The following is a 19,908-nucleotide window of genomic DNA, read 5'->3' as shown; positions in this document are numbered from 1 at the left end:
TATTAAGAAGCTGCTCACTGCTTGGATGCAGGAGCAGCAGATAGACTGCTTACTGACGAATCTGGCCGTTGCCGTAGATGCGGTATTTGGTGGAAGTGAGGGCAGGCAGTCCCATTGGACCGCGTGCATGCAGCTTTTGTGTGCTGATGCCAATCTCTGCCCCGAATCCAAATTCGAATCCGTCGGTAAAACGGGTAGAGGCATTATGATATACAGCTGCTGCATCGACTTCCTGCATAAAGCGGGCTGCATTTTTTTCATCATGTGTAACAATGCATTCGGAATGCTTGGTGCCGTAAGTTGCAATATGCTGAAGTGCTTCATCCAGATTATTTACGAATTTAATATTCAAAATATAGTCATTATACTCGGTAGCATAATCCTGCTCTGTAGCACTCTCTGCCCAAGGCAGCAACTCTCGGGTATGCGCGCAGCCGCGAATCTCTACTTGATGCTGACGCAGTGCATCCGCCAGCTGTAAAAAGGCTTCCTGATCATAACCAGTATGAACGAGCAATGTCTCCATCGAGTTGCAGACTGAAGGACGCTGTACTTTGGCATTGAGTACAATATCACGGGCCATACCGGCATCTGCAGAAGCATCGATGAAGGTATGACAGATTCCGGCACCTGTCTCAATCACAGGTACGGTTGAATTCTGCACGACATTCTGAATCAGGGAGCTGCCGCCCCGCGGGATAATAACATCGATCAGACCATTTAACTTCATCAGTTCATTGACCGAAGCGCGGTCTGCATCCTCGATTAACTGCAGTGCTTCTTTTGGCATGGCAGAACGTTCCAGTGCTTCATGCAGTACTTCAACAATCCTGCGGTTGGAAGACAATGCTGCCGAACCACCACGCAGCACCACAGCATTACCTGTTTTTAGCGATAATCCGGCTGCATCCACAGTCACATTGGGACGGGCTTCATAGATAATACCGATCACGCCGAGCGGAACACGAATTTTCTCGATAATCAAGCCGTTCGGACGCTCGATCGTATCCAGCAGGGTACCAACAGGATCGTCCAGATCGGCAATCTGACGGAGTGCAGAGGCAATCGCCTCAATACGCGTATAGTCCAGACGCAGACGGTCCAGCATGGACTCGGACGTACCTTCCCGGCGTCCTCGTTCAATATCTTCATCATTCGCCGTAATAATAGAATCTGCTTGATGGACAAGCGCTTCAGCCATAAGCATCAGTGCTTCATTTTTGGCAGTTGTGCTCAGATTGGCCAGCGCGCCGGCCGCCTGATGGGCCAGTGTAGCTTTGGTAACTACTTCACTCATGGGAATCCCTCCTGGATATGGGTTTTAATTCATTTTATGATTAATATCAAATTGTGAAATTTCTGGTATTGGAGCAGTATATGTTAATTATGCCATTTATAATTTGTACCTATAGTGTAATCCATTCATCCCGGTGAATGGCTTCCAGATGCTGAATATCTTCCATCCCCAGTTTGGCAGCAATCTCGGTGCTGGGCAGACCGGCGATCTGCTGCAGCTGGTCATGATCATAATTAACAATGCCGCGTCCGAGTACTTCTTTTTGCAGATTCTGCACTTCGACTACATCGCCGATATGAAATTGTCCTTCGACCTGACGAATACCGACAGGCAGCAGACTGCGTCCCTGATGCAGCATTGCCTTTTCTGCGCCCTGATCGACGATTAATGTACCGAGCGGGATAGAGAGGAAGCCAAGCCACTGTTTTTTCATCGGCAGGGAAGAGGTATGCGTTGTAAAATAGGTTCCTTTACCGGTTCCATTGGCAGCGTTCATCAGATCGCCAACCTCGCGCACCTGACCGACGAATACCGGTACACCACCACGGGTTGCAATCTTGGCAGCATCAACCTTGGAGCGCATACCGCCTGTACCTACTGCCGAACCGGCTCCACCAGCCATCGCATAGATTTCATCGGTAATCTCATCAATCTGTTCGTAACGTACCGCAGATGGCTCTTTGCGCGGATCGGCTGTATACAGGCCATCCATATCGGTCAGAATCAGCAGATTGGCTGCTTTGGCCAGGTTGGCAACAAGTGCAGATAAAGTATCATTATCACCAAATTTGAGCTCGTCTACAGACACGGTATCATTCTCGTTAATAATCGGAATTACTCCCTGCTTAAGCAGCTCCTCGATCGTCATACTGGCATTCGCTGCCCGCTTGCGGTGGTTGAAGTCACTCCGTGTCAGCAGGATCTGAGCACTGACAATCCCGTGTTTGCCAAAAGCCTCTTGATAATCACGCATCAGCAGTGCCTGACCGACCGAGGCGGCAGCCTGTTTTTCATGCAGCAGCCTTGGACGATTAGTGTATCCGATTTCCCGGAAGCCTGCTGCTACCGCTCCTGAGGTTACCAGCAGGACCGAATATCCAGCCTGCTGCAGAGCAGCAATTTCCGCTGCAAAAAATTGGACGGCTTCATGATTCAGTCCACCCTGGGGACCTGTCAGCGAGCTGCTGCCGATTTTGACGACAATACGCTGTTGTACCATTAATCATTCACTCCTTTGATTCATACAAAAAAAGACCTTCATCCCCTGTATCGATTGATACAAAAGGACGAAAGTCTGTACTTCCGCGGTACCACCTTTGTTGACAGAAAATGCTTCTGTCCGGCTCCATTCCCTTATAACGGTGGGAAACCGTTCAGCGTTTGGGCGCTAAAAGCTCGGGGGCAGGTTCGGCAAAGGCTGGCGGTGAATCCTTTCAGCCGGTGGGATTCACTCTCTATACACGCCGCGGGGTTGCTTACTATTCCCGTCATTGCAATTATTCATCCTATTGTCAGGACAGCTGCTGCCTATATAGAAGTATAACTTCTGTAAAAGTAGTTCTGTCCGGCATTCATAATGTTATCATTGCTGGTATTGCACATTAGAATAGCACGTTACGTTACTTTTGCCAAGCACCGCATTGCCTGCTTCCAGTAAAAAATACATTACTGACAAAAAATACAATACTGATCTGCAAAAGGGTGGTACTTTTAATTAAAGTATCACGTTGCAAAAGAATCTGTGGACTGCTCTGTATAATAAGATCTATTCAGAGAATCAGATCCATTCCCGGTCTTAGAACAGGTTCAGTTTACCGATTCGGCGAACGGCTTCACGCAAGCGTTCTTCCGAAGTGAGCAGTCCAATACGTACATAGCCTTCTCCGTTCGTACCAAAACCGATTCCCGGTGCAACAGCCACATGTGCCTTTTCCAGCAGCAGGGTAGCAAATTCTCTGGAGCCCATACCCTCCGGTACGGGAAGCCAGCAGAAGAAGGAGCCTTTGGGAGCTTCCGCTTTCCAGCCGATCTGCTCCAATTCTTCAAAAAATGCATTACGCCGGGACTCATACATGGCTACCAGATCTTTGACACACTGCTGATCATCTGTGAGCGCACGGGCAGCTGCCGCCTGGATACCGCCAAACAGACTGACGTAGACATGATCCTGCATCAGATTGATCAGGCGGATAATTTCCTTGTTACCCAGAGCAAAAGCGACACGCCAGCCGGCCATATTATAGGTTTTGGAAAGCGTATAGAATTCGACGCCCACTTCCTTGGCACCGGGTACCTGAAGGAAGCTAACCGGCTGTTCACCGTCAAATCCAATAGCACCATAGGCAAAATCGCTGGCGACCACAATCTGATTTTCCTTGGCAAATTGTACAGTTTCTTCATAAAAAGAGTACGGAGCCGTTGCGGAGGTAGGATTATTCGGATAATTGAGAAACATCAGCTTGGCACGTTCCAGAACCTCGGGAGGTATTGCACTGTAGTCCGGCAGATAGGCATGATCCTCGGTCAGCGGCATAAAAGCCATCTCCGCACCGGATAGCGCTACACCAGACCAGTAGTCCGGATAACCTGGATCAGGGACGAGGCAGATATCACCGGATTCCAGCATAATCTGGCTGATCTCAATCAGTCCGGTTTTGCCTCCAAACAATATGGCTACTTCTGTCTCCGGATCCAGATCTACATTGTAATCTTCCTTATAGCGCTGGGCAGCTGCTTCTTTGAGAAAAGCATAGCCGGAAAATGGAGAATATTTGTGATACTGCGGATTACCTGCCGCTTCGCGTAATTCCTCGACGATATGTGGCGGAGTAGGTTGGTCGGGATTACCCTGTCCAAGATTGATTACATCATGTCCGGCAGCGACCTGCCGATTGACATCCTGAACGAGTTTGGCAAAAAACTGCTCGGGCAGCTGATTCATGACACCGGCAGGCTGGATAGCAAAAGCAGAGCCTGTTCCGTTGTTGTTATTTTGCATCGTATTCATCACTCCGGTAGGTTCATTTTGGGTAAAATCTACATAGTCTTCCTAATCTATCACGATTTATCCGATGAGTATAGATGTATTTTATGCAAACAATAGGCGGGGCATTGATTTTACCGGAATACTAAGGATATGATGGAGGCAAGCTGGATGGCATCGCAGTATGCCCCGGAATTGAATAGTAAGGAGAGAAGATGAATGACCATGCGTGCACTACATATTAGTCTGATCCAGATGGATATTGAACTGGGTAACCCTGAAGTGAATCTGCAGCGTGCCGAAGAATGGATTACTAAAGCGATGGAAGCTCATCCAAGACCAGACGTCATTGTACTGCCAGAGATGTGGAATACAGGTTATGCACTGGATCGGCTGGATGGATTGGCAGAACCGGAGAATGGACCATATACATTCTGGATGAGCGAGACTGCCCGGCATTATCGAATTACGCTGGTTGGAGGCTCGATCTCGGAACAGCGGCAGTCGGGATTTTATAATACGCTGTATGTGTTTGGACCGGACGGGGAACGTACAGCCCGCTATGACAAGATCCATTTATTTAAATTAATGAATGAAGAAAAGTTCATGCAACCCGGTGAAGAAACGGCATTATTTCCACTCGGTGATATTACGGCAGCCGCCTCGATCTGTTATGATATCCGTTTTCCCGAGCTTGCCCGTGCACTGGCACTCGCTGGCGCCAAAGTCTGGTTCGTACCGGCAGAGTGGCCGCATCCCCGCATGAATCACTGGCGTACGCTGCTCACAGCCCGTGCGATCGAGAATCAGATGTATGTGATTGCCTGCAACCGGGTAGGACAAGACGAGAAAAGCCATTTCTTTGGTCATTCGATGGTTATTGATCCGTGGGGAGAGATTGTAGCCGAGAGTAATGAAGAAGAAGGTATTCTGACAGCAACGATCGATCTGGATCTATCGGAAGAAGTACGTGGCAGAATCCCGGTATTTACCGACCGTCGTCCGGAGCTGTATCGGCACGAAGAGAAGTAATAATCCTGTATAGGCGAGCAGTCTATATATAATGGAAGAAGTCAATCCTATTATTGGCAAGAAAATAACCGTTCATTCGCTATACATCACTTAGGAATGGACGGTTATTTTAAGCAAAGAAAGATAACGCTTACATATTTTGTGCCAATCCATGTTTTCATATCCATCCACAGGGAGGCGAGTAAATGAGTACAACGTTTTTGTTGATCCGGCACGCACTGAAAGAGAAGGCGGCAGGCGATGTTGGAATCACGAGTAAAGGGAAAAGGCAGGCACAGCTCACTGCTGATTATGTGCAGCAGTATCCGATCGCTGCCGTGATAGCGAGTCCGCTGCGCCGGGCCCAAGAGACCGCTACATATATCGCTGCTGCAGTTCAGTGTCCTTTGCAACAAGACTCTCGTCTGAGAGAGCGGGCCAATTGGGGAGATCTGCCAGGTCAGACCTTCGAACAATTTGTGGACATGTGGGAACGGTGTACAGCGGATCGTCACTACGTACCTCCAGTAGGAGACTCGGCTGCCCAAGCAGCACAGAGACTGGATTCTGTATTATCCGAATTGGCAGCACAATATCCGGTAGACAGTACGATCATTATTGTCACACATGGCGGATTGATTACAGATTGGCTGGTTGGTGCCATACCGGAATCCCAGCTTGCACAATGGCATCCCGCATTTATTGCAGTTCAGAGTACGCTGATCCTGGAATGTTCGATCACTGAACTGACTTATGACCACGGAGAGTATAAGCTGCTTTCTTTTGCATCAACGACTCATTTGCATGAGACAAACGTATAATAAACAAAAACAAAAACAAAACGATCTTCATTACTTACTAAAAGTTAGTTAGTTGTGATTTAAAAACTGTTTTGCTTTACCCCCTTTCATTCTCGAACAGAGTGGATATAATAAAGATATAGAAATTATCTATAAATTAAGATATTTAAAAGTCGATGATTTCTAACTGACCAGTACATCTATGAATTACTATAAAAAAAACAAAAAAATATTAAAAATCCAATTGATAATGAAAAAGGAGCTGGAAATAATGACACTTCGTACAGCAGGAATTCACCACATTACTTCTTTTGTTACTGATCCACAGCGCAATGTAGATTTTTATGCAGGTATTCTCGGACTTCGCATGGTAAAACAAACTATCAATTTTGATGCTCCCGAAGTTTATCACTTGTACTTTGGTAATGAAGGCGGAAGCCCGGGGACTATCGTTACCTTTTTCCCTCAACCAGGTTCGCGTAAAGGAGTAATCGGTGCGGGACAGCTCGGAATTACCGTATTCGCTGTACCTCCGGGTGCACTTCCTTTCTGGGAAGAACGTCTGAACCGCTTAAATATTCATGTAGAAAAAGCAGAGCGCTTCGGTGAGCAGCTGCTTCGTTTTACAGATTATGATGGACTGCGTATTGAACTGGCAGAGCGTAAAGAAGGAGCTGCCAGCACCTGGGAATGGGATGGAATTACTTCCGCCCAGGCGATCAAAGGCTTTGGCGGTGGTGTACTGTTCAGTGGACGTCCAGAACGTACGCTGCATACGATCGAGCATGTACTCGGCCTGACCCGGATTGGTGAAGAAGACGGCTATGTACGCTTCAAAGCTGACGGCGATATCGGTAATATCATTGATGTAAATTCCCGTGATCTGCCGCGCGGAATCGGTGGAGCGGGAACGGTTCACCATATTGCCTGGCGTGCAGCCGATTTTGCAGAGCATGAGCAGTGGCGTGAACAGGTCGAAGCAGCCGGATTCCAGCCTACACCGGTTATCGACCGTCAATATTTCCATGCTGTGTATTTCCGTGAAGATGGAGGCATACTGTTCGAGATTGCGACTGATCCTCCTGGATTTGCCAATGATGAGACCGCTGAACAAATGGGTAGTAAATTGATGCTGCCGGAATGGTATGAACCACAGCGTGAATTGATCCAAAGCAATCTGCTGCCTATTCAAGTACGCAAAGTGGAGGGGAAATAAGATGACACTAACCATGAAGCATATATTCAAAAAGGGAATCAATCCCGATCTGCCGGTGCTGCTGCTTCTTCACGGTACGGGTGGTAACGAGAATGATCTACTGCCTCTAGCGGAAATGCTGGCGCCGGAAGCTTCAGTGCTTGGCGTTAGAGGCAATGTGTCGGAGAATGGTATGCCGCGCTTTTTCCGTCGATTGGCGGAAGGTGTTTTTGACGAACCGGATCTGATTGCCCGTACACATGAGCTGAATGCTTTTTTGGATGCAGCAGCAGAGGAATATGGATTTGATCGCCGCAAAATAATTGCAGTCGGTTATTCCAATGGTGCGAATATTGCAGCCAGTCTGCTATTCCATGACGCACAATCACTCCAGGGAGCTATTTTGCATCATGCGATGGTTCCACTACGCAGTATTGAGCTCCCGGAGCTGGCAGGTATTCCCGTATTTATGGGTTCCGGTACCAATGATCCTATTATTCCGCGCGCTGAAAGCGAAGAGCTGGGAACATTGCTGGCAGACGCTGGAGCCGATGTACAGATGCACTGGGAAAATAGTGGTCACCAGCTGACCGCTACTGAAGTGCAAGCGGCAGCTGCATGGTATGCGGCAAAAATCCGCTAAAAGTGCTATCAAGTAATATACACGGGTAATTAGATATATCCAAAAGCGGAACAACGTCATAGTGACGCCTTGTCCCGCTTTTTTTATGATAAAAATGAACACTTCGGACCTAAAGTCATCTTTAGCATGCTTAATGAAAGAAGCTGATTTGTCCATGAGTACGAACTACCCACAACATTCACATCAAAAAAACCGCCTTTCTCAATGAAAAGGCGGTTTTGGATATACAGTTGAAAGTGAAATTATAAGCGATGCGCTGCCAAGATCAACTATGGTATGACAATATTCGTTATAAAAGGATTTTTGGAGAATAATAATCCGCTATTATTTCTGCTCTTCCGGTACCACGCAGGAACCGTCTACACACATATCGCCATCAGCCGAATCCCCAAGCATCTGCAGTGGATGGTCTTCTTTCCAGATATCATTCAGTGCTTTGCTGAACATTTCGGTCGGTTGTGCACCGGATACAGCATATTTATCATTGATAACAAAGAAAGGTACGCCGGTAATTCCCAACTGACTACCGAGATGTTCCTGACGGCGTACCAGCTCCCCATACTGTTCACTCTCCAGTACAGCAGTTGTCTGCTGCCGATCCAGTCCGACACTTTCAGCGATATCAATCAGTGTGGCATGATCACCAATATGACGTGACTCGGTAAAGTAGGCACGGAACAGCGCTTCATTCATTTCTTCGGCTTTGCCCTGATCGGCCGCATACTGCATAAGACGGTGTGCATCAAAGCTATTAGTCAGGATCATGCTGTCAAATTGGAAGTCGAGTCCTTCCTGGGCGGCCTGGTTACCTACATTCACATTCATCTCGCGCGCCTGTTCAATTGTTGTGCCGTATTTTTTGGCCAGACTTTCGTAAATATTCAATGGAATATCACGTTCTGCTGAAGGATCAAGTTCAAAGCTTTTATAGTTGACGGTTACTTCGTCGGCATGTGGAAATTGCGCCAAAGCATTTTGTAGTCTTGTTTTGCCGATATAACAGAAAGGACATTGATAGTCAGACCAGATATCGATTTTCATTTATAAAACCTCCATATGATTGTTTGCTGTTTTGTCTACAGATGGATATATGCCTGTAATGAATGCACCTGTTTTCTGACAGACGGTCAGTCACCAAACGTATGATTTTATCCTACAATAATTACTTTTAATAATCAACTAACAAATATACATATTTAAAGATATAATCATATCCTATCTGGTTAAGAATCGATGTTTATAGGTTGAGAACATGATTATAGAAAATAGAAAAGGAAATAAATACATCTGTCTTGGCAGGATGTGCTTTACTGTCTGGATTTCCTTGCTTATACAAATTAGATTTGTTCCTGGTTGACTACATTGGCCATTGTTTCCTTGAATGTCTCAATAAAAGCTTCTGCTGCTTTGGACAGGTAGCGTCCTTTGCGCCGGGCGATCACAAGTGTGCGGCTTGGAATAGGCTCTGCCAGGGGAAGATAGACGGGCAGGAATTCCCCGCGGCGTGCCCGGGCGATGTAATGCGGCACAAATGTAACGCCCATGCCTGTAGCAACCAGAGACTGGATCGTCTCAATATTATTACTTTCAAATACCACCTGCGGCTCAAATCCTGCTTCTCCACATACATCGAACACGATTTTGCGGAATCCCTGGCCTTTTTTCAATACAATAAACGCTTCATCCTTCAGCTCGGATAACTTGACCGGTGTATGATCACCTGCCAGAAAACGCTGGGCGAGCGGATGAGTAGGAGGAACAGCAAGATCAATTAATTCTTCTGCCACTGGCTCGTAGGTAAGTGAAGATTCGGTCAGCGGCAGAGCGAGCAGACTGAGATCGGTCTGGCCGCTGGCTGTCAGCTTCTCCAGATTGAGTGATGTATCTTCCAGCAGAACGACATCGATCTGCGGATAGGCTGCGCGAAAAGCAGGTAGTACATGCGGCAGCAGATGGGAACCGGTAATTTGCATACTGCCTACAATAACCCGTCCGCTCTGTAGCTGGGAAATGTCGGCCATTTCCTTGCGCAGCTGTTCGACGGAATCGATAATTTTCTGGGCATGCTCTACAAAGCTGGACCCGGCATGCGTGAGCTCTACTGTACTTGTATTACGCTGAAACAGCAGCACTCCAAGTTCTTTTTCCAGTTTGGATAGCTGCTGACTGAGTGAAGGCTGCGCGATATGTAGCTTCTCTGCTGCCCGTGAAAAATTGCGCTCTGCAGCAATTTGCAGTGCATATTGTAATTGTCTGAGTTCCATAATACGTCCCCTTTAGTTCACATTCTCTTATAAGATAAACCTATAACTTCTATAGATATAATATCTTAGACCTATCGCACACACAATGTTATATTGTAATCATTATAAAAAAGCCTGTTGAAACGATACAGACAGCCGATAAAGTAACTAACCATAATTTCCACAAATTTCAAATTTGAAAAAGTGGAAAGACAATTATTTAGCAGTAAAAGCAGCAGTGCATTTTCAGGTCCGATCTATACGGGAGGCGGGTTGACGCTATCCCACCGAAAATGCAGCTGCTTGGGATTACAATCCATGATGGGGTGAGAATAATGAGCAAAAAGACATTGTATGAGAAAATCTGGGATAACCACGTAATTCATCAGGAAGAAGGCAAGCCAAGCGTATTGTACATCGACCTGCATCTCGTTCACGAAGTAACTTCTCCACAGGCATTTGAAGGACTGCGTCTGAGCAACCGTCAAGTTCGTCGCCCGGAACTTACTTTCGCTACGATGGATCACAATGTGCCAACCTTTGACCGTTACAATATTACCGATCCGATCTCCAAGCAGCAGATTGATACACTGACTCAGAATTGTCGTGACTTTGGTGTGAAGCTGTTCGATCTGGATACAATCGACCAGGGCGTAGTTCACGTTATGGGACCTGAACTCGGTCTGACCCATCCGGGTAAAACAATTGTTTGCGGAGACAGCCATACATCGACTCATGGTGCATTTGGCGCTCTGGCATTCGGTATCGGTACGAGTGAAGTAGAGCATGTACTGGCTACCCAGTGTCTACAGCAATCCACCTCCAAAACGATGGAAATCCGCTTTGTGGGTTCACGCAAGCCTGGTGTAACCGCCAAGGATATGATCCTCGGTGTGATTGCCAAATACGGAACAGACTTTGCGACAGGGTATGTTATCGAATATACAGGCGAGGCAATTCGTGAACTGTCCATGGAAGAGCGTATGACTGTATGTAACATGTCTATTGAAGGCGGAGCACGTGCAGGATTGATTGCACCGGATGAGACGACATTCTCTTATCTGCGCGGACGTCAGTATGTGCCGCAGGGTGCAGCATTTGACGAAGCAGTTGCCCGCTGGAAGGAATTAACTACCGATGAAGGCGCATCTTATGACACGATCTTGGAATTTGACGTAGATGCCCTGATTCCACAGGTGACCTGGGGTACAAGCCCGGGAATGGGAACTGATATTACGTCGGCTGTACCAAATCCTGCTGATTTTACAACTGAAAATGAACGCAGAGCCGCTGAAAAAGCGCTTGAATATATGGATCTCGCACCAGGTACACCAATGTCCGAGATTCCGGTTGATTATGTATTTATCGGTTCCTGTACAAACGGACGGATTGAAGATCTGCGTGCTGCCGCTGAAGTGGCTCGCGGTTACAAAGTATCCGATCGCCTGACAGCGATCGTCGTCCCGGGCTCCGGCCGTGTCAAAATCCAGGCAGAAAAAGAAGGACTGGATGTGATCTTCAAGGAAGCAGGATTTGAATGGCGTGAAGCAGGATGCAGTATGTGTCTCGCGATGAATCCGGATGTACTGAAGCCGGGACAACGCTGCGCATCTACATCCAATCGTAATTTTGAAGGGCGTCAGGGTCGTGGTGGACGTACGCATCTGGTATCTCCTGCAATGGCAGCCGCTGCAGCGATTACCGGTCGCTTTACCGATGTTCGTGATTGGGAATTCAAATCCGAGCCGGTATTGAACTAATTGACTTACGAGCGTGCCGTGTGAACCCAATATAAAATTCATACACACAGTCTCGCTTCATTTATAACGGTAGAGAAAACTGCAGACTTATGTACGGTATTTAGAGAGGAGTCTATATCAATGGAACCATTCAAACAGTTAAACGGTATTGTCGCACCGGTGGACCGGGTCAATGTAGATACAGATGCCATTATTCCCAAGCAATTTTTGAAACGGATTGAACGGACAGGCTTTGGCCAGTTCCTGTTCTACGAATGGCGCTGGGATGAAGAAGGTAATGTGAATGAGAATTTTGATATGAACAAACCGCGTTACCAGGGAGCCTCTGTTTTGGTATCCCGTGCCAATTTTGGCTGTGGATCTTCCCGTGAGCATGCGCCATGGGCGATTATGGATTATGGATTCCGCTGTGTAATTGCACCATCTTTTGCAGATATCTTCTATAATAACTGCTTCAAAAATGGTATTCTTCCTATCAAGCTCTCCGAAGAGCAGGTACAGGATCTGTTCGAACGTACAGCTGAACATGAAGGATACCGTCTCAATGTGGATCTGGAGAACAAGCAGCTCACAGATGAGTATGGACTGCATATTAATTTTGATCTGGACGAGCATCGCCGGCAGTTCCTGCTGCAGGGACTGGACGATATTGGTCTGACGCTGCAGCATGAGTCCGAGATTACAGCTTATGAGCAATCCAGAGGTGCACACCTGTTTGTCTGAGTATCCAGGTCAGCAAGATGCTCCGATGTAATTTGTAGTTGTGTTTTTACAAATAGTTATTACAAAAATGCATAACTCTGTCGATATTAGCTACGACAGAGTTATGTATTTTTTTTGGTGAATGCCAATCCGGCGCAGACGGTGCAGGCTCTGCGATCTCGATCACTTGCGTCCAAAATGAACAGGGGATAATCGAGAAAAGCATCCGGAAATGAAAATTCACTCGCAACTTTTGGAGAGCATAAGCGTCTAATATGTCGTCTGGTAATAACATTTGCCGGTACAGCCGTGCTGGGTAGTTCGGTAATCAAAACGGGAATGGTAGGGGTGAAGAATGAAGAAATTAGGTTTTTTAGTCTTTTTGTTGGTGTTTATGTGGTCCTTTCCCCATATCGGCGAAGCTGCCACAGACACGAAAGTTGTACTGAACGGTCAACAACTCAGCATTCCGGAAGAAGTGCAGAATGTCAAAGGTTCGGTGATGGTGCCGATTCGGGTGATTTCCCAGAATCTTGGTTATCAAGTGAAATGGGATCAATCTGCCGGTCAGGTCAATATTGATGGAGAAGGCAAGTCCATTCAGTTGTATATTGGCAAGAATGCAGCTTCTGTAGACAACAAAACGTATAGCTTAAATACCGCACCGGTAATCAAAAATGGTACAACAATGGTACCGATCCGACTGGTAAGTGAACAGATGGGTATCGGAGTACACTGGAACAACAGCGACAAAATTGTCACATTGACATCGACGGGCACGAGCACCGGCGGAGGAACGACTTCGGACGCGGACAATGCAACTTCCGAAAACGGTCTTGCACTGGTGAACGGCATCAGCTTCAGTGAAAGTCGCCTGCTGGTGACGCTGGACAAGAGCGTGACGCCAAAAGTATCCAAAATGGATTCACCAAATCGGATCGTCGTTGATCTGCCAAATGCTGATTTTGGCGGCGGATTCGCACAGGGACAGAATGCCGAAGCAGGACAGATTGCTACGCTAGCTGTACCAAACAACGATAATGTCTCTCAGGTTCGCTACTCTCAGTATAGTACCGACCCATCGAGTGTACGTATTGTAATCGATCTGAAAAAAGCCAAAAATTACGAAGTCTTCAACGAAGGACAAGGACTGCTGATTGTGGATCTGACAGCAGACAATGGTACGACCAAACAGCCAGATTCCAGCACAGGTGCAACCCAGCCGGGTTCATCGGTAGGTAATTCCGGTAAAAAGGTAGTGGTAATCGATGCAGGTCACGGCGACCAGGATCCGGGTGCCGTAGGCTCCCAAACTACCGAGAAAAGGTTGAACCTTGGACTGGCTCTCAAAGTAGAAGCACTGCTCAAAGATGATCCGAATATTGATGTCATTCTGACACGCTCGGATGATACCTTCCTCGAACTGAAGGAGCGTGTCAAAGTAGCCGAGAAGTTGAATGCGGATGTATTTGTATCCATTCATGCGAACAGCAGCGGTTCATCGGCAGCTTCAGGCACAGAGACGTACTATCAGCGCAGCAGCAGCAAAAAGCTGGCACAGACAATTCACAAGTACTTTGTAGCTGCTACAGGCTTCAAAGATCGTGGCGTACAATATGGTAACTTCCATGTTATTCGCGAAACCACTATGCCGGCTGTACTGCTGGAAGTTGGATTTATCAGCAACAGAACGGAAGAGTCCAAAATGATGGATTCCGCCAAGCAGGATCAGATCGCTGCATCTGTAGTGAAAGGGATCAAAGAATACCTGGGCGTATCCTGATCCATTTTGTAGCAGAAGAATATGAATCTACAATAATTCGTTCTAATCGAACCAGTCGCTCCCATCCGCAGGGAGGGCTGGTTCTTTTTTATTCCATTTTCTGTAATATTGTTAGCGTCTGAGTGATTGTAATCCATGACAATAAAATTACTGAAATTTCATGTAAAGTATAGTGCAATTACAGTCAGAACATGTTAAGATACGAATTGTATTGTCATTGAAGATGGAGCAACAGAGTCTGACACGTAATCCAGCAATCCCATCATCAGGTACCGTGAGACGATACCGTCTGCATCACGATCCATATCGTGAACAGGCGGTTTTTTGCAGGAGGAATGAAAATGAATGCCGCTACCGTAAGACATATTCTGGACACGCTTGCCGGCATGTTTCCCGATGCCCACTGCGAACTTAATCATAGTAATGCCTTTGAATTGACGATTGCCGTTCTGCTTTCTGCACAGTGTACAGACGCAACAGTCAATAAGGTAACGGTTGATTTATTTCAGAAATACCGTACACCGCAAGATTATCTGAACGTGCCGCTGGAAGAGTTGGAACAGGATATACGGCGAATCGGGTTGTATCGCAGCAAAGCCAAGCATATCCAGAATTTATGCCGGATTCTGATCGAACAGTATGGCGGCGATGTACCGAGTGAGCACGATCTGCTCGTACAGCTGCCGGGTGTAGGCCGCAAAACGGCCAACGTCGTAGTATCCAATGCTTTCGGTGTGCCTGCTTTTGCCGTGGATACACATGTAGAACGGGTATCCAAACGACTGGGTCTTGCCAATTGGAAAGACAATGTACTGGAAGTTGAACGTAAACTGACGAAACGGGTACCGCGTGAAGAATGGACGCTATCCCATCATCGATTTATTTTTTTCGGAAGGTATCATTGCAAGGCGCAAAACCCGGCCTGTCAGATCTGTCCATTGCTTGATATTTGCCGTGAAGGCAAAAAAAGAATGAAAACGTCCCTTGTCATCAAGGACAAGCCGGCTAAGCCGCGTGTGTCCAGAGCGAAGGACAAGCAATCTAATACTACAACATAAAAAGAGGTCGAACGTTATGAAATGCATTTCCGTCTACACTGATAACTTTGAACAATTCTCCGATATCTTCGAACAGATCGTTGCCGAAGAATTGGTTGAAAACGAAGAAAAAGTAGTTGAAGGCATTACTGTCAACTATTCTGGTGATGTACCGGAACATTACCTCGAGCGCATGGCACAAAAACGCGATGTCGTGGTTATGAAAGACAAAGGCAGAGGCATTACAATTCTGCAGCACGGCAAATTGTTTGAAGTTCTGGTTCCGGTTGCGGAAACAGAAGCAAGCGTAGTTTAATACAAAATCAATACATGATGTTTACACAGAAAGGCTGCTTGGCCATATTTTTTTGTGTGAACAGCTCCAAAGCTTTTTATACTGCAGGTCCTGTACAGGTACCTATGTATAAAAAGCTTTTTTGCTATAACGCTATAGATGATCTTTAAAATGAATCGCTGGTTTCCGATACATCCTATACAATGCTACAATACAGATAAGGATAAATTTTAAAATAATGCTCCGGAGTGATCGTAATGATCCGTACCGGCTATTAAAAAGAACACAACGATTGGACCATCATCAGAAAGTGACGGAGGACATACTGATGCAAGCGATTACAACGCAGAGAGAAGATTCATTTGAACCTATTCTGGAGCAGCTCGCCCAGGAACTAAACCGACAGGGCAATTACGCAGCTGCCCAAAAAGCACATGATTTGCAGCAGAAATACCGTTCGGAGGAACTGGTACTGGCTTTTTGCGGTCATTTCTCGGCAGGCAAATCCAGTCTCATGAACTGGCTGTGCGGCAAGCAGGTACTGCCGACCAGTCCGGTACCGACTACAGCCAATATTGCTGCGATTCGCTGCGGAGAACCGCGTGCGCTCGTTCATGTACATGCAGGCGACGATCTGGAGATCGATCTGGACAAGCTGGACGAATATTGTAAAAACGGTGGCGATTACGAATCTGTAGAATTATGGGACCAGATTCCACTGCTTGGACAGCATGGAGTACTGCTGGATACGCCTGGCGTGGATTCCACAGATGCTGCTCATGAAGCAGCTACTTATTCAGCACTGCATCGCGCCGATGTGGTCTTTTATGTGATGGATTATAATCATGTGCAGTCCGAGACGAATCTTTCGTTTGCTCGCACATTGTATGAACGTGGCAAACCACTGTATCTGATTGTTAACCAGATTGACAAGCATGAAGATCAGGAGCTGTCTTTTGCAGAATATCGCAAAGGGGTAGAGCAGGCTTTTGCCAGACGGGGCATTGAACCGGCAGGTGTGTTATATGTCTCACGTCAGGTTCCAGAGCATACGTATGGTCGGCTGGAACGTCTTCGTGAAGTGATTGGCGAGCTGCTCGAAGATCATGTGCCACTGATGCGCTACAGCCTGTCTCAGGCTGCATGGGAGCTGGCAGAAGAGCACAGCAAGTGGCTGAATGAACAGATGTCCCACGACTCCGATGATCAGGAGCTCGATCAAGATACACAATATTCTGTGGAAGAAGAGACTGAGGAGGATTCTTTTTCAGAAGAATTGGTGCAGGATCTTCCGAGCTTAAACGGAAAGATCACTCAGCTGCAGCAGCAACAGGATGAGCTGAATGGTAACTTCAAAAAGCTGCGTGACACATGGAGCTGGGAGATTGGCCGATTGGTAGAGCAGGCGAACCTGACACCGGCAGCGCTGCGTGATCTTGCACAGCTCTATCTGGAGGGTGAGCGTCCCGGTTTCAAAAAAGGACTGTTTGCTTCCCGCGAAAAAACGATGCAGGAACGCGAACAGCGCAGGCAGACCTTTTTGCAGGCGTATCAGGAGCAGGTTGCTGCCAACCTGGATGTACATGTACGAGGGCTGCTGCGCGGTTGGAGTCGGGAGCATGAACTGTGGAACGAGGAACAGGAGACAGCTCTGACCGCATCGCTTCCAGAGATTACGGTTGCTGATATCGAAGCAGGTACCGGCAAGGATATGGCGATATCGGGAGAGTATGTGCTCAATTATACACGTGCACTGCGGGAGCAGACGGCTGCGAAGTATCGCCGTGCAGCACTGGAAGCAGCAGATCGTCTATTGGAACAGCTGCAACCGGAAGTAGAACGCCAGACTGCCGATATAGAGGCTGAGAAACAGCAGCTGCAAGCACGTTATGATGATCTTGTCCGTCAGCAGGAAGCGGAGCAGCAGCTGCAACAGCAAGATCTATCAGTGCGCAGTATTCTGCCAAAGCGGGAGACTACAGTGCCTGACTGGCTGCCCCGTATCGAAGCCGGTGTGCAGGCAGGGCAGAATACAGCATCGGATACACAACATGTGAGTTACAATAATCCGTTAAATCCTGCATCTGCCAAAGCAGGAGACACAGAGCAATCGGTGACCAATCAACAGGATAATAACGATAATCAGCTATCAGCGAATGTGCCATCAGCCGAATCAACTGGAAAAGATGCTGATTCGGCTGCTATCCATAGAAATGGATTGCATACAGCTCCACCTTCTTCGGCAGCACAGCAGGAAGGAGCTTCGGCACGCCAGCAGCGTCTGCTGGGTACAGCAGAGCGCCTGCGCAGTACAGCCGGCAAGATTGCTGAACTACCGGGAATGGCGTCCCAGGCGGAAGAATTGCGCCGCCGTGCAGGGATTATGGAAGATGGCAAGTTTACACTGGCCTTATTCGGTGCGTTCAGTGCAGGCAAATCCTCTTTTGCCAATGCATTGCTTGGCGGCTCGGTCCTGCCGGTCTCTCCTCATCCAATGACAGCAGCTATCACCCAAATTATGGGAGCGGATAGTCATCATGCTCATGGAACAGCTGTAGTCTTTTTGAAAGACGCGGAAGAAATGCAGGAAGATATCAGCGGAGCACTGCGTCTACTTGGATTGCCCGATCGCTCGTTGGAGCAGGATTGGCGCAAGGCGGTTGCCGGATTGACTCCTTCACGTATCCATCCTTCGGCACGTGCGCATTACAACTTTATTATGGCTGCGGCAGCAGGATGGGAACAGATGGCGGATCGGCTTGGTCAGCAGGTCGAAGTCGATATGGATGCTTTCCGTGGTTATGTATCGGAAGAGCAGCAATCTTGCTTTGTCCGCCGAATTGACCTGTATTATGATTGTGATCTGACTCGTCAGGGAATGGTACTGGTGGATACACCGGGCGCCGATTCGGTTAATGCGCGTCATACCGGCGTTACTTTTGAATATATGAAATCTGCAGATGCACTGGTATTCGTAACCTATTACAATCATGCGTTTACAGCAGGTGATCGTCAGCTGCTGGAACAGCTTGGACGCGTCAAAGGCAGTCTGGCACTGGACAATATGTTCTTTATCGTTAATGCCTCTGATCTGGCTTCCTCTGAAGAAGAGAAAAATGATGTAGTAGGACGGATTGTTCGTGAACTGAATACGGCAGGCATTCGTGAACCGAATATTCATGCGCTGTCGAGCCGCCGTGCGCTGCACGGACAGGATGAAGGGTTCCGGGGGTTCCAGCAGAGTTTTAATACATTCGCTGATGAGACATTGGCAGGTCTGGCTGTGCATGCAGCGCTGGAAGAGATCGGCCGTATCCGGGATATGATCATATCCTGGGAAGAAGCTGCCAGACAGGGCGAAGCCTACCGTCAGCAGCGCAGACAGCAGTTGATGACAGAGCAGCAGACGGCCCGCGAAGCTGTCAGTGGTATTGCCCGTACGGAGCCTGATCGCAGGGTACAGGAGGAGAGCGGGGAGCTACTGTTCCATGTACGCCAACGTGTACGCCTCAAAACACTGGAATGGATACCGGAAATCTTCAACCCGGCACAGCTGAATCAGGAATCTGCGGATCTCAAAGCCGACTTTGCAGCCTGCGGACGTGAACTGCAGCGGAGAGTTGGTATTGAACTGGAACAGGAAGTGCTGGCAACTACGCTGCGGATGGAGAAGGCTGCGCGTCAGCTGATCAGCGAACGGATGAGAACCTATGGACGTGAAGCGGAAGCTGCTACAACCGGATTGCGTCTGTCCATATATGAACCATCCGGCTGGGAGACGCCACAGCTGCCACCACTGGGCTTGTCCCAGGCAGTAGATTGGAAATCGCTCTGGTCCATGTTCCGGAATCCACGTCATTTCTTTGAACAGGGAGGACGTGAAAAGCTGCGAAACGAGGTGACTGCTCGAATCGACAGTATGATTGGTCAGTTGCTGGAGGAGCAGCGTGAACGACTCGCCATTTATTATATTGACGGTCTGAATACACGCTTCCGGGAGACGATAGAAGAGATGCACCGTCAAATTGCCGAATGGGCAGAAGCAACCGAGGCTTCACTTCGTATGTCCGACGGACCCGAACGGTGGCATCAGCTTGCTGCCGAACTGGATGAACTGGCAGCCGATTCAGCCACATCTCAGCTTCATCATTAACAATAT

Annotated in this window: 15 protein-coding genes and 1 other annotated feature; of the genes, 10 read left to right on the top strand and 5 right to left on the bottom strand. The window is 47.7% G+C overall.

Features of this window, described 5'->3' with window-relative positions; genetic code table 11:
* Positions 1 to 49 precede the first annotated feature (49 nt).
* The 3 genes from WH46_RS10650 to WH46_RS10640 form a co-directional block, all read right to left on the bottom strand.
* A complete protein-coding gene (locus WH46_RS10650; protein WP_046226684.1) occupies positions 50 to 1,297 on the bottom strand; it encodes a glutamate-5-semialdehyde dehydrogenase in 1,248 nt (415 codons plus the stop codon).
* Between the two features lie 109 nt (positions 1,298 to 1,406).
* A complete protein-coding gene (gene proB, locus WH46_RS10645) occupies positions 1,407 to 2,516 on the bottom strand; it encodes a glutamate 5-kinase (RefSeq protein ID WP_046226683.1) in 1,110 nt (369 codons plus the stop codon).
* Between the two features lie 60 nt (positions 2,517 to 2,576).
* Positions 2,577 to 2,797 (bottom strand) — a binding site (T-box leader).
* 295 nt (positions 2,798 to 3,092) lie between these two features.
* On the bottom strand, positions 3,093 to 4,295 hold the full coding sequence (locus WH46_RS10640; protein WP_046226682.1) for a pyridoxal phosphate-dependent aminotransferase: 1,203 nt from the start codon (positions 4,293 to 4,295) through the stop codon (positions 3,093 to 3,095).
* Positions 4,296 to 4,499: 204 nt separating this feature from the next.
* Between WH46_RS10640 and WH46_RS10635 the strand changes: the two genes are divergently transcribed.
* The 4 genes from WH46_RS10635 to WH46_RS10620 all read left to right on the top strand — a co-directional run bounded on the left by WH46_RS10635 (position 4,500) and on the right by WH46_RS10620 (position 7,929).
* The gene (locus WH46_RS10635) at positions 4,500 to 5,312 is read left to right on the top strand and encodes a carbon-nitrogen family hydrolase (RefSeq protein ID WP_017812925.1); all 813 of its coding nucleotides are present in this window, start codon (positions 4,500 to 4,502) and stop codon (positions 5,310 to 5,312) included.
* Between the two features lie 185 nt (positions 5,313 to 5,497).
* The gene (locus tag WH46_RS10630; RefSeq protein ID WP_017812926.1) at positions 5,498 to 6,112 is read left to right on the top strand and encodes a histidine phosphatase family protein; all 615 of its coding nucleotides are present in this window, start codon (positions 5,498 to 5,500) and stop codon (positions 6,110 to 6,112) included.
* A gap of 250 nt (positions 6,113 to 6,362) precedes the next feature.
* On the top strand, positions 6,363 to 7,307 hold the full coding sequence (locus tag WH46_RS10625; RefSeq protein WP_046226681.1) for a ring-cleaving dioxygenase: 945 nt from the start codon (positions 6,363 to 6,365) through the stop codon (positions 7,305 to 7,307).
* Between the two features lie 13 nt (positions 7,308 to 7,320).
* Positions 7,321 to 7,929 (top strand): alpha/beta hydrolase, encoded by a 609-nt coding sequence (locus WH46_RS10620; RefSeq protein ID WP_046227214.1) that lies wholly within the window; start codon positions 7,321 to 7,323, stop codon positions 7,927 to 7,929.
* Positions 7,930 to 8,253: 324 nt separating this feature from the next.
* Here WH46_RS10620 and WH46_RS10615 read toward each other — a convergent pair whose 3' ends face one another.
* Positions 8,254 to 8,970 carry a DsbA family oxidoreductase gene (locus WH46_RS10615; RefSeq protein WP_046226680.1) on the bottom strand — a complete coding sequence of 239 codons (717 nt, stop codon included), beginning with the start codon at positions 8,968 to 8,970 and terminating at the stop codon, positions 8,254 to 8,256.
* Positions 8,971 to 9,266: 296 nt separating this feature from the next.
* A complete protein-coding gene (locus WH46_RS10610; RefSeq protein WP_017812930.1) occupies positions 9,267 to 10,193 on the bottom strand; it encodes a LysR family transcriptional regulator in 927 nt (308 codons plus the stop codon).
* A gap of 314 nt (positions 10,194 to 10,507) precedes the next feature.
* On the opposite strand from WH46_RS10610, the gene leuC reads away from it, so the two are divergent.
* The 6 genes from leuC to WH46_RS10580 all read left to right on the top strand — a co-directional run bounded on the left by leuC (position 10,508) and on the right by WH46_RS10580 (position 19,902).
* Positions 10,508 to 11,932 carry a 3-isopropylmalate dehydratase large subunit gene (leuC, locus tag WH46_RS10605; protein WP_046226679.1) on the top strand — a complete coding sequence of 475 codons (1,425 nt, stop codon included), beginning with the start codon at positions 10,508 to 10,510 and terminating at the stop codon, positions 11,930 to 11,932.
* 120 nt (positions 11,933 to 12,052) lie between these two features.
* Complete coding sequence (gene leuD, locus WH46_RS10600; protein WP_017812932.1) at positions 12,053 to 12,655, top strand: 3-isopropylmalate dehydratase small subunit; 603 nt, start codon at positions 12,053 to 12,055, stop codon at positions 12,653 to 12,655.
* Between the two features lie 334 nt (positions 12,656 to 12,989).
* A complete protein-coding gene (locus WH46_RS10595) occupies positions 12,990 to 14,417 on the top strand; it encodes an N-acetylmuramoyl-L-alanine amidase family protein (protein ID WP_046226678.1) in 1,428 nt (475 codons plus the stop codon).
* 341 nt (positions 14,418 to 14,758) lie between these two features.
* Positions 14,759 to 15,475: an endonuclease III gene (gene nth, locus WH46_RS10590; protein WP_017812934.1), complete on the top strand. Its 717-nt coding sequence runs from the start codon at positions 14,759 to 14,761 to the stop codon at positions 15,473 to 15,475.
* Between the two features lie 16 nt (positions 15,476 to 15,491).
* On the top strand, positions 15,492 to 15,770 hold the full coding sequence (locus tag WH46_RS10585) for a hypothetical protein (RefSeq protein ID WP_017812935.1): 279 nt from the start codon (positions 15,492 to 15,494) through the stop codon (positions 15,768 to 15,770).
* A 307-nt stretch (positions 15,771 to 16,077) separates the two neighbouring features.
* Complete coding sequence (locus tag WH46_RS10580; protein WP_052714198.1) at positions 16,078 to 19,902, top strand: dynamin family protein; 3,825 nt, start codon at positions 16,078 to 16,080, stop codon at positions 19,900 to 19,902.
* The last annotated feature ends 6 nt before the right edge of the window (positions 19,903 to 19,908 follow it).

Source organism: Paenibacillus dauci (genome assembly GCF_000971985.1).
Classification (GTDB): Bacteria; Bacillota; Bacilli; order Paenibacillales; family Paenibacillaceae; genus Saccharibacillus; species Saccharibacillus dauci.
The sequence above is the reverse complement of the archived record's forward strand: the minus strand, read 5'-3'. Positions and strand labels throughout refer to the sequence as shown.

Bases quoted from the DNA above. Each gene is read 5' to 3' on its own strand.
- WH46_RS10650 (WP_046226684.1), bottom strand. From the start codon at position 1,297: ATGAGTGAAGTAGTTACCAAAGCTACACTGGCCCATCAGGCGGCCGGC.
- proB (WP_046226683.1), bottom strand. From the start codon at position 2,516: ATGGTACAACAGCGTATTGTCGTCAAAATCGGCAGCAGCTCGCTGACA.
- WH46_RS10640 (WP_046226682.1), bottom strand. From the start codon at position 4,295: ATGCAAAATAACAACAACGGAACAGGCTCTGCTTTTGCTATCCAGCCT.
- WH46_RS10635 (WP_017812925.1), top strand. From the start codon at position 4,500: ATGACCATGCGTGCACTACATATTAGTCTGATCCAGATGGATATTGAA.
- WH46_RS10630 (WP_017812926.1), top strand. From the start codon at position 5,498: ATGAGTACAACGTTTTTGTTGATCCGGCACGCACTGAAAGAGAAGGCG.
- WH46_RS10625 (WP_046226681.1), top strand. From the start codon at position 6,363: ATGACACTTCGTACAGCAGGAATTCACCACATTACTTCTTTTGTTACT.
- WH46_RS10620 (WP_046227214.1), top strand. From the start codon at position 7,321: ATGAAGCATATATTCAAAAAGGGAATCAATCCCGATCTGCCGGTGCTG.
- WH46_RS10615 (WP_046226680.1), bottom strand. From the start codon at position 8,970: ATGAAAATCGATATCTGGTCTGACTATCAATGTCCTTTCTGTTATATC.
- WH46_RS10610 (WP_017812930.1), bottom strand. From the start codon at position 10,193: ATGGAACTCAGACAATTACAATATGCACTGCAAATTGCTGCAGAGCGC.
- leuC (WP_046226679.1), top strand. From the start codon at position 10,508: ATGAGCAAAAAGACATTGTATGAGAAAATCTGGGATAACCACGTAATT.
- leuD (WP_017812932.1), top strand. From the start codon at position 12,053: ATGGAACCATTCAAACAGTTAAACGGTATTGTCGCACCGGTGGACCGG.
- WH46_RS10595 (WP_046226678.1), top strand. From the start codon at position 12,990: ATGAAGAAATTAGGTTTTTTAGTCTTTTTGTTGGTGTTTATGTGGTCC.
- nth (WP_017812934.1), top strand. From the start codon at position 14,759: ATGAATGCCGCTACCGTAAGACATATTCTGGACACGCTTGCCGGCATG.
- WH46_RS10585 (WP_017812935.1), top strand. From the start codon at position 15,492: ATGAAATGCATTTCCGTCTACACTGATAACTTTGAACAATTCTCCGAT.
- WH46_RS10580 (WP_052714198.1), top strand. From the start codon at position 16,078: ATGCAAGCGATTACAACGCAGAGAGAAGATTCATTTGAACCTATTCTG.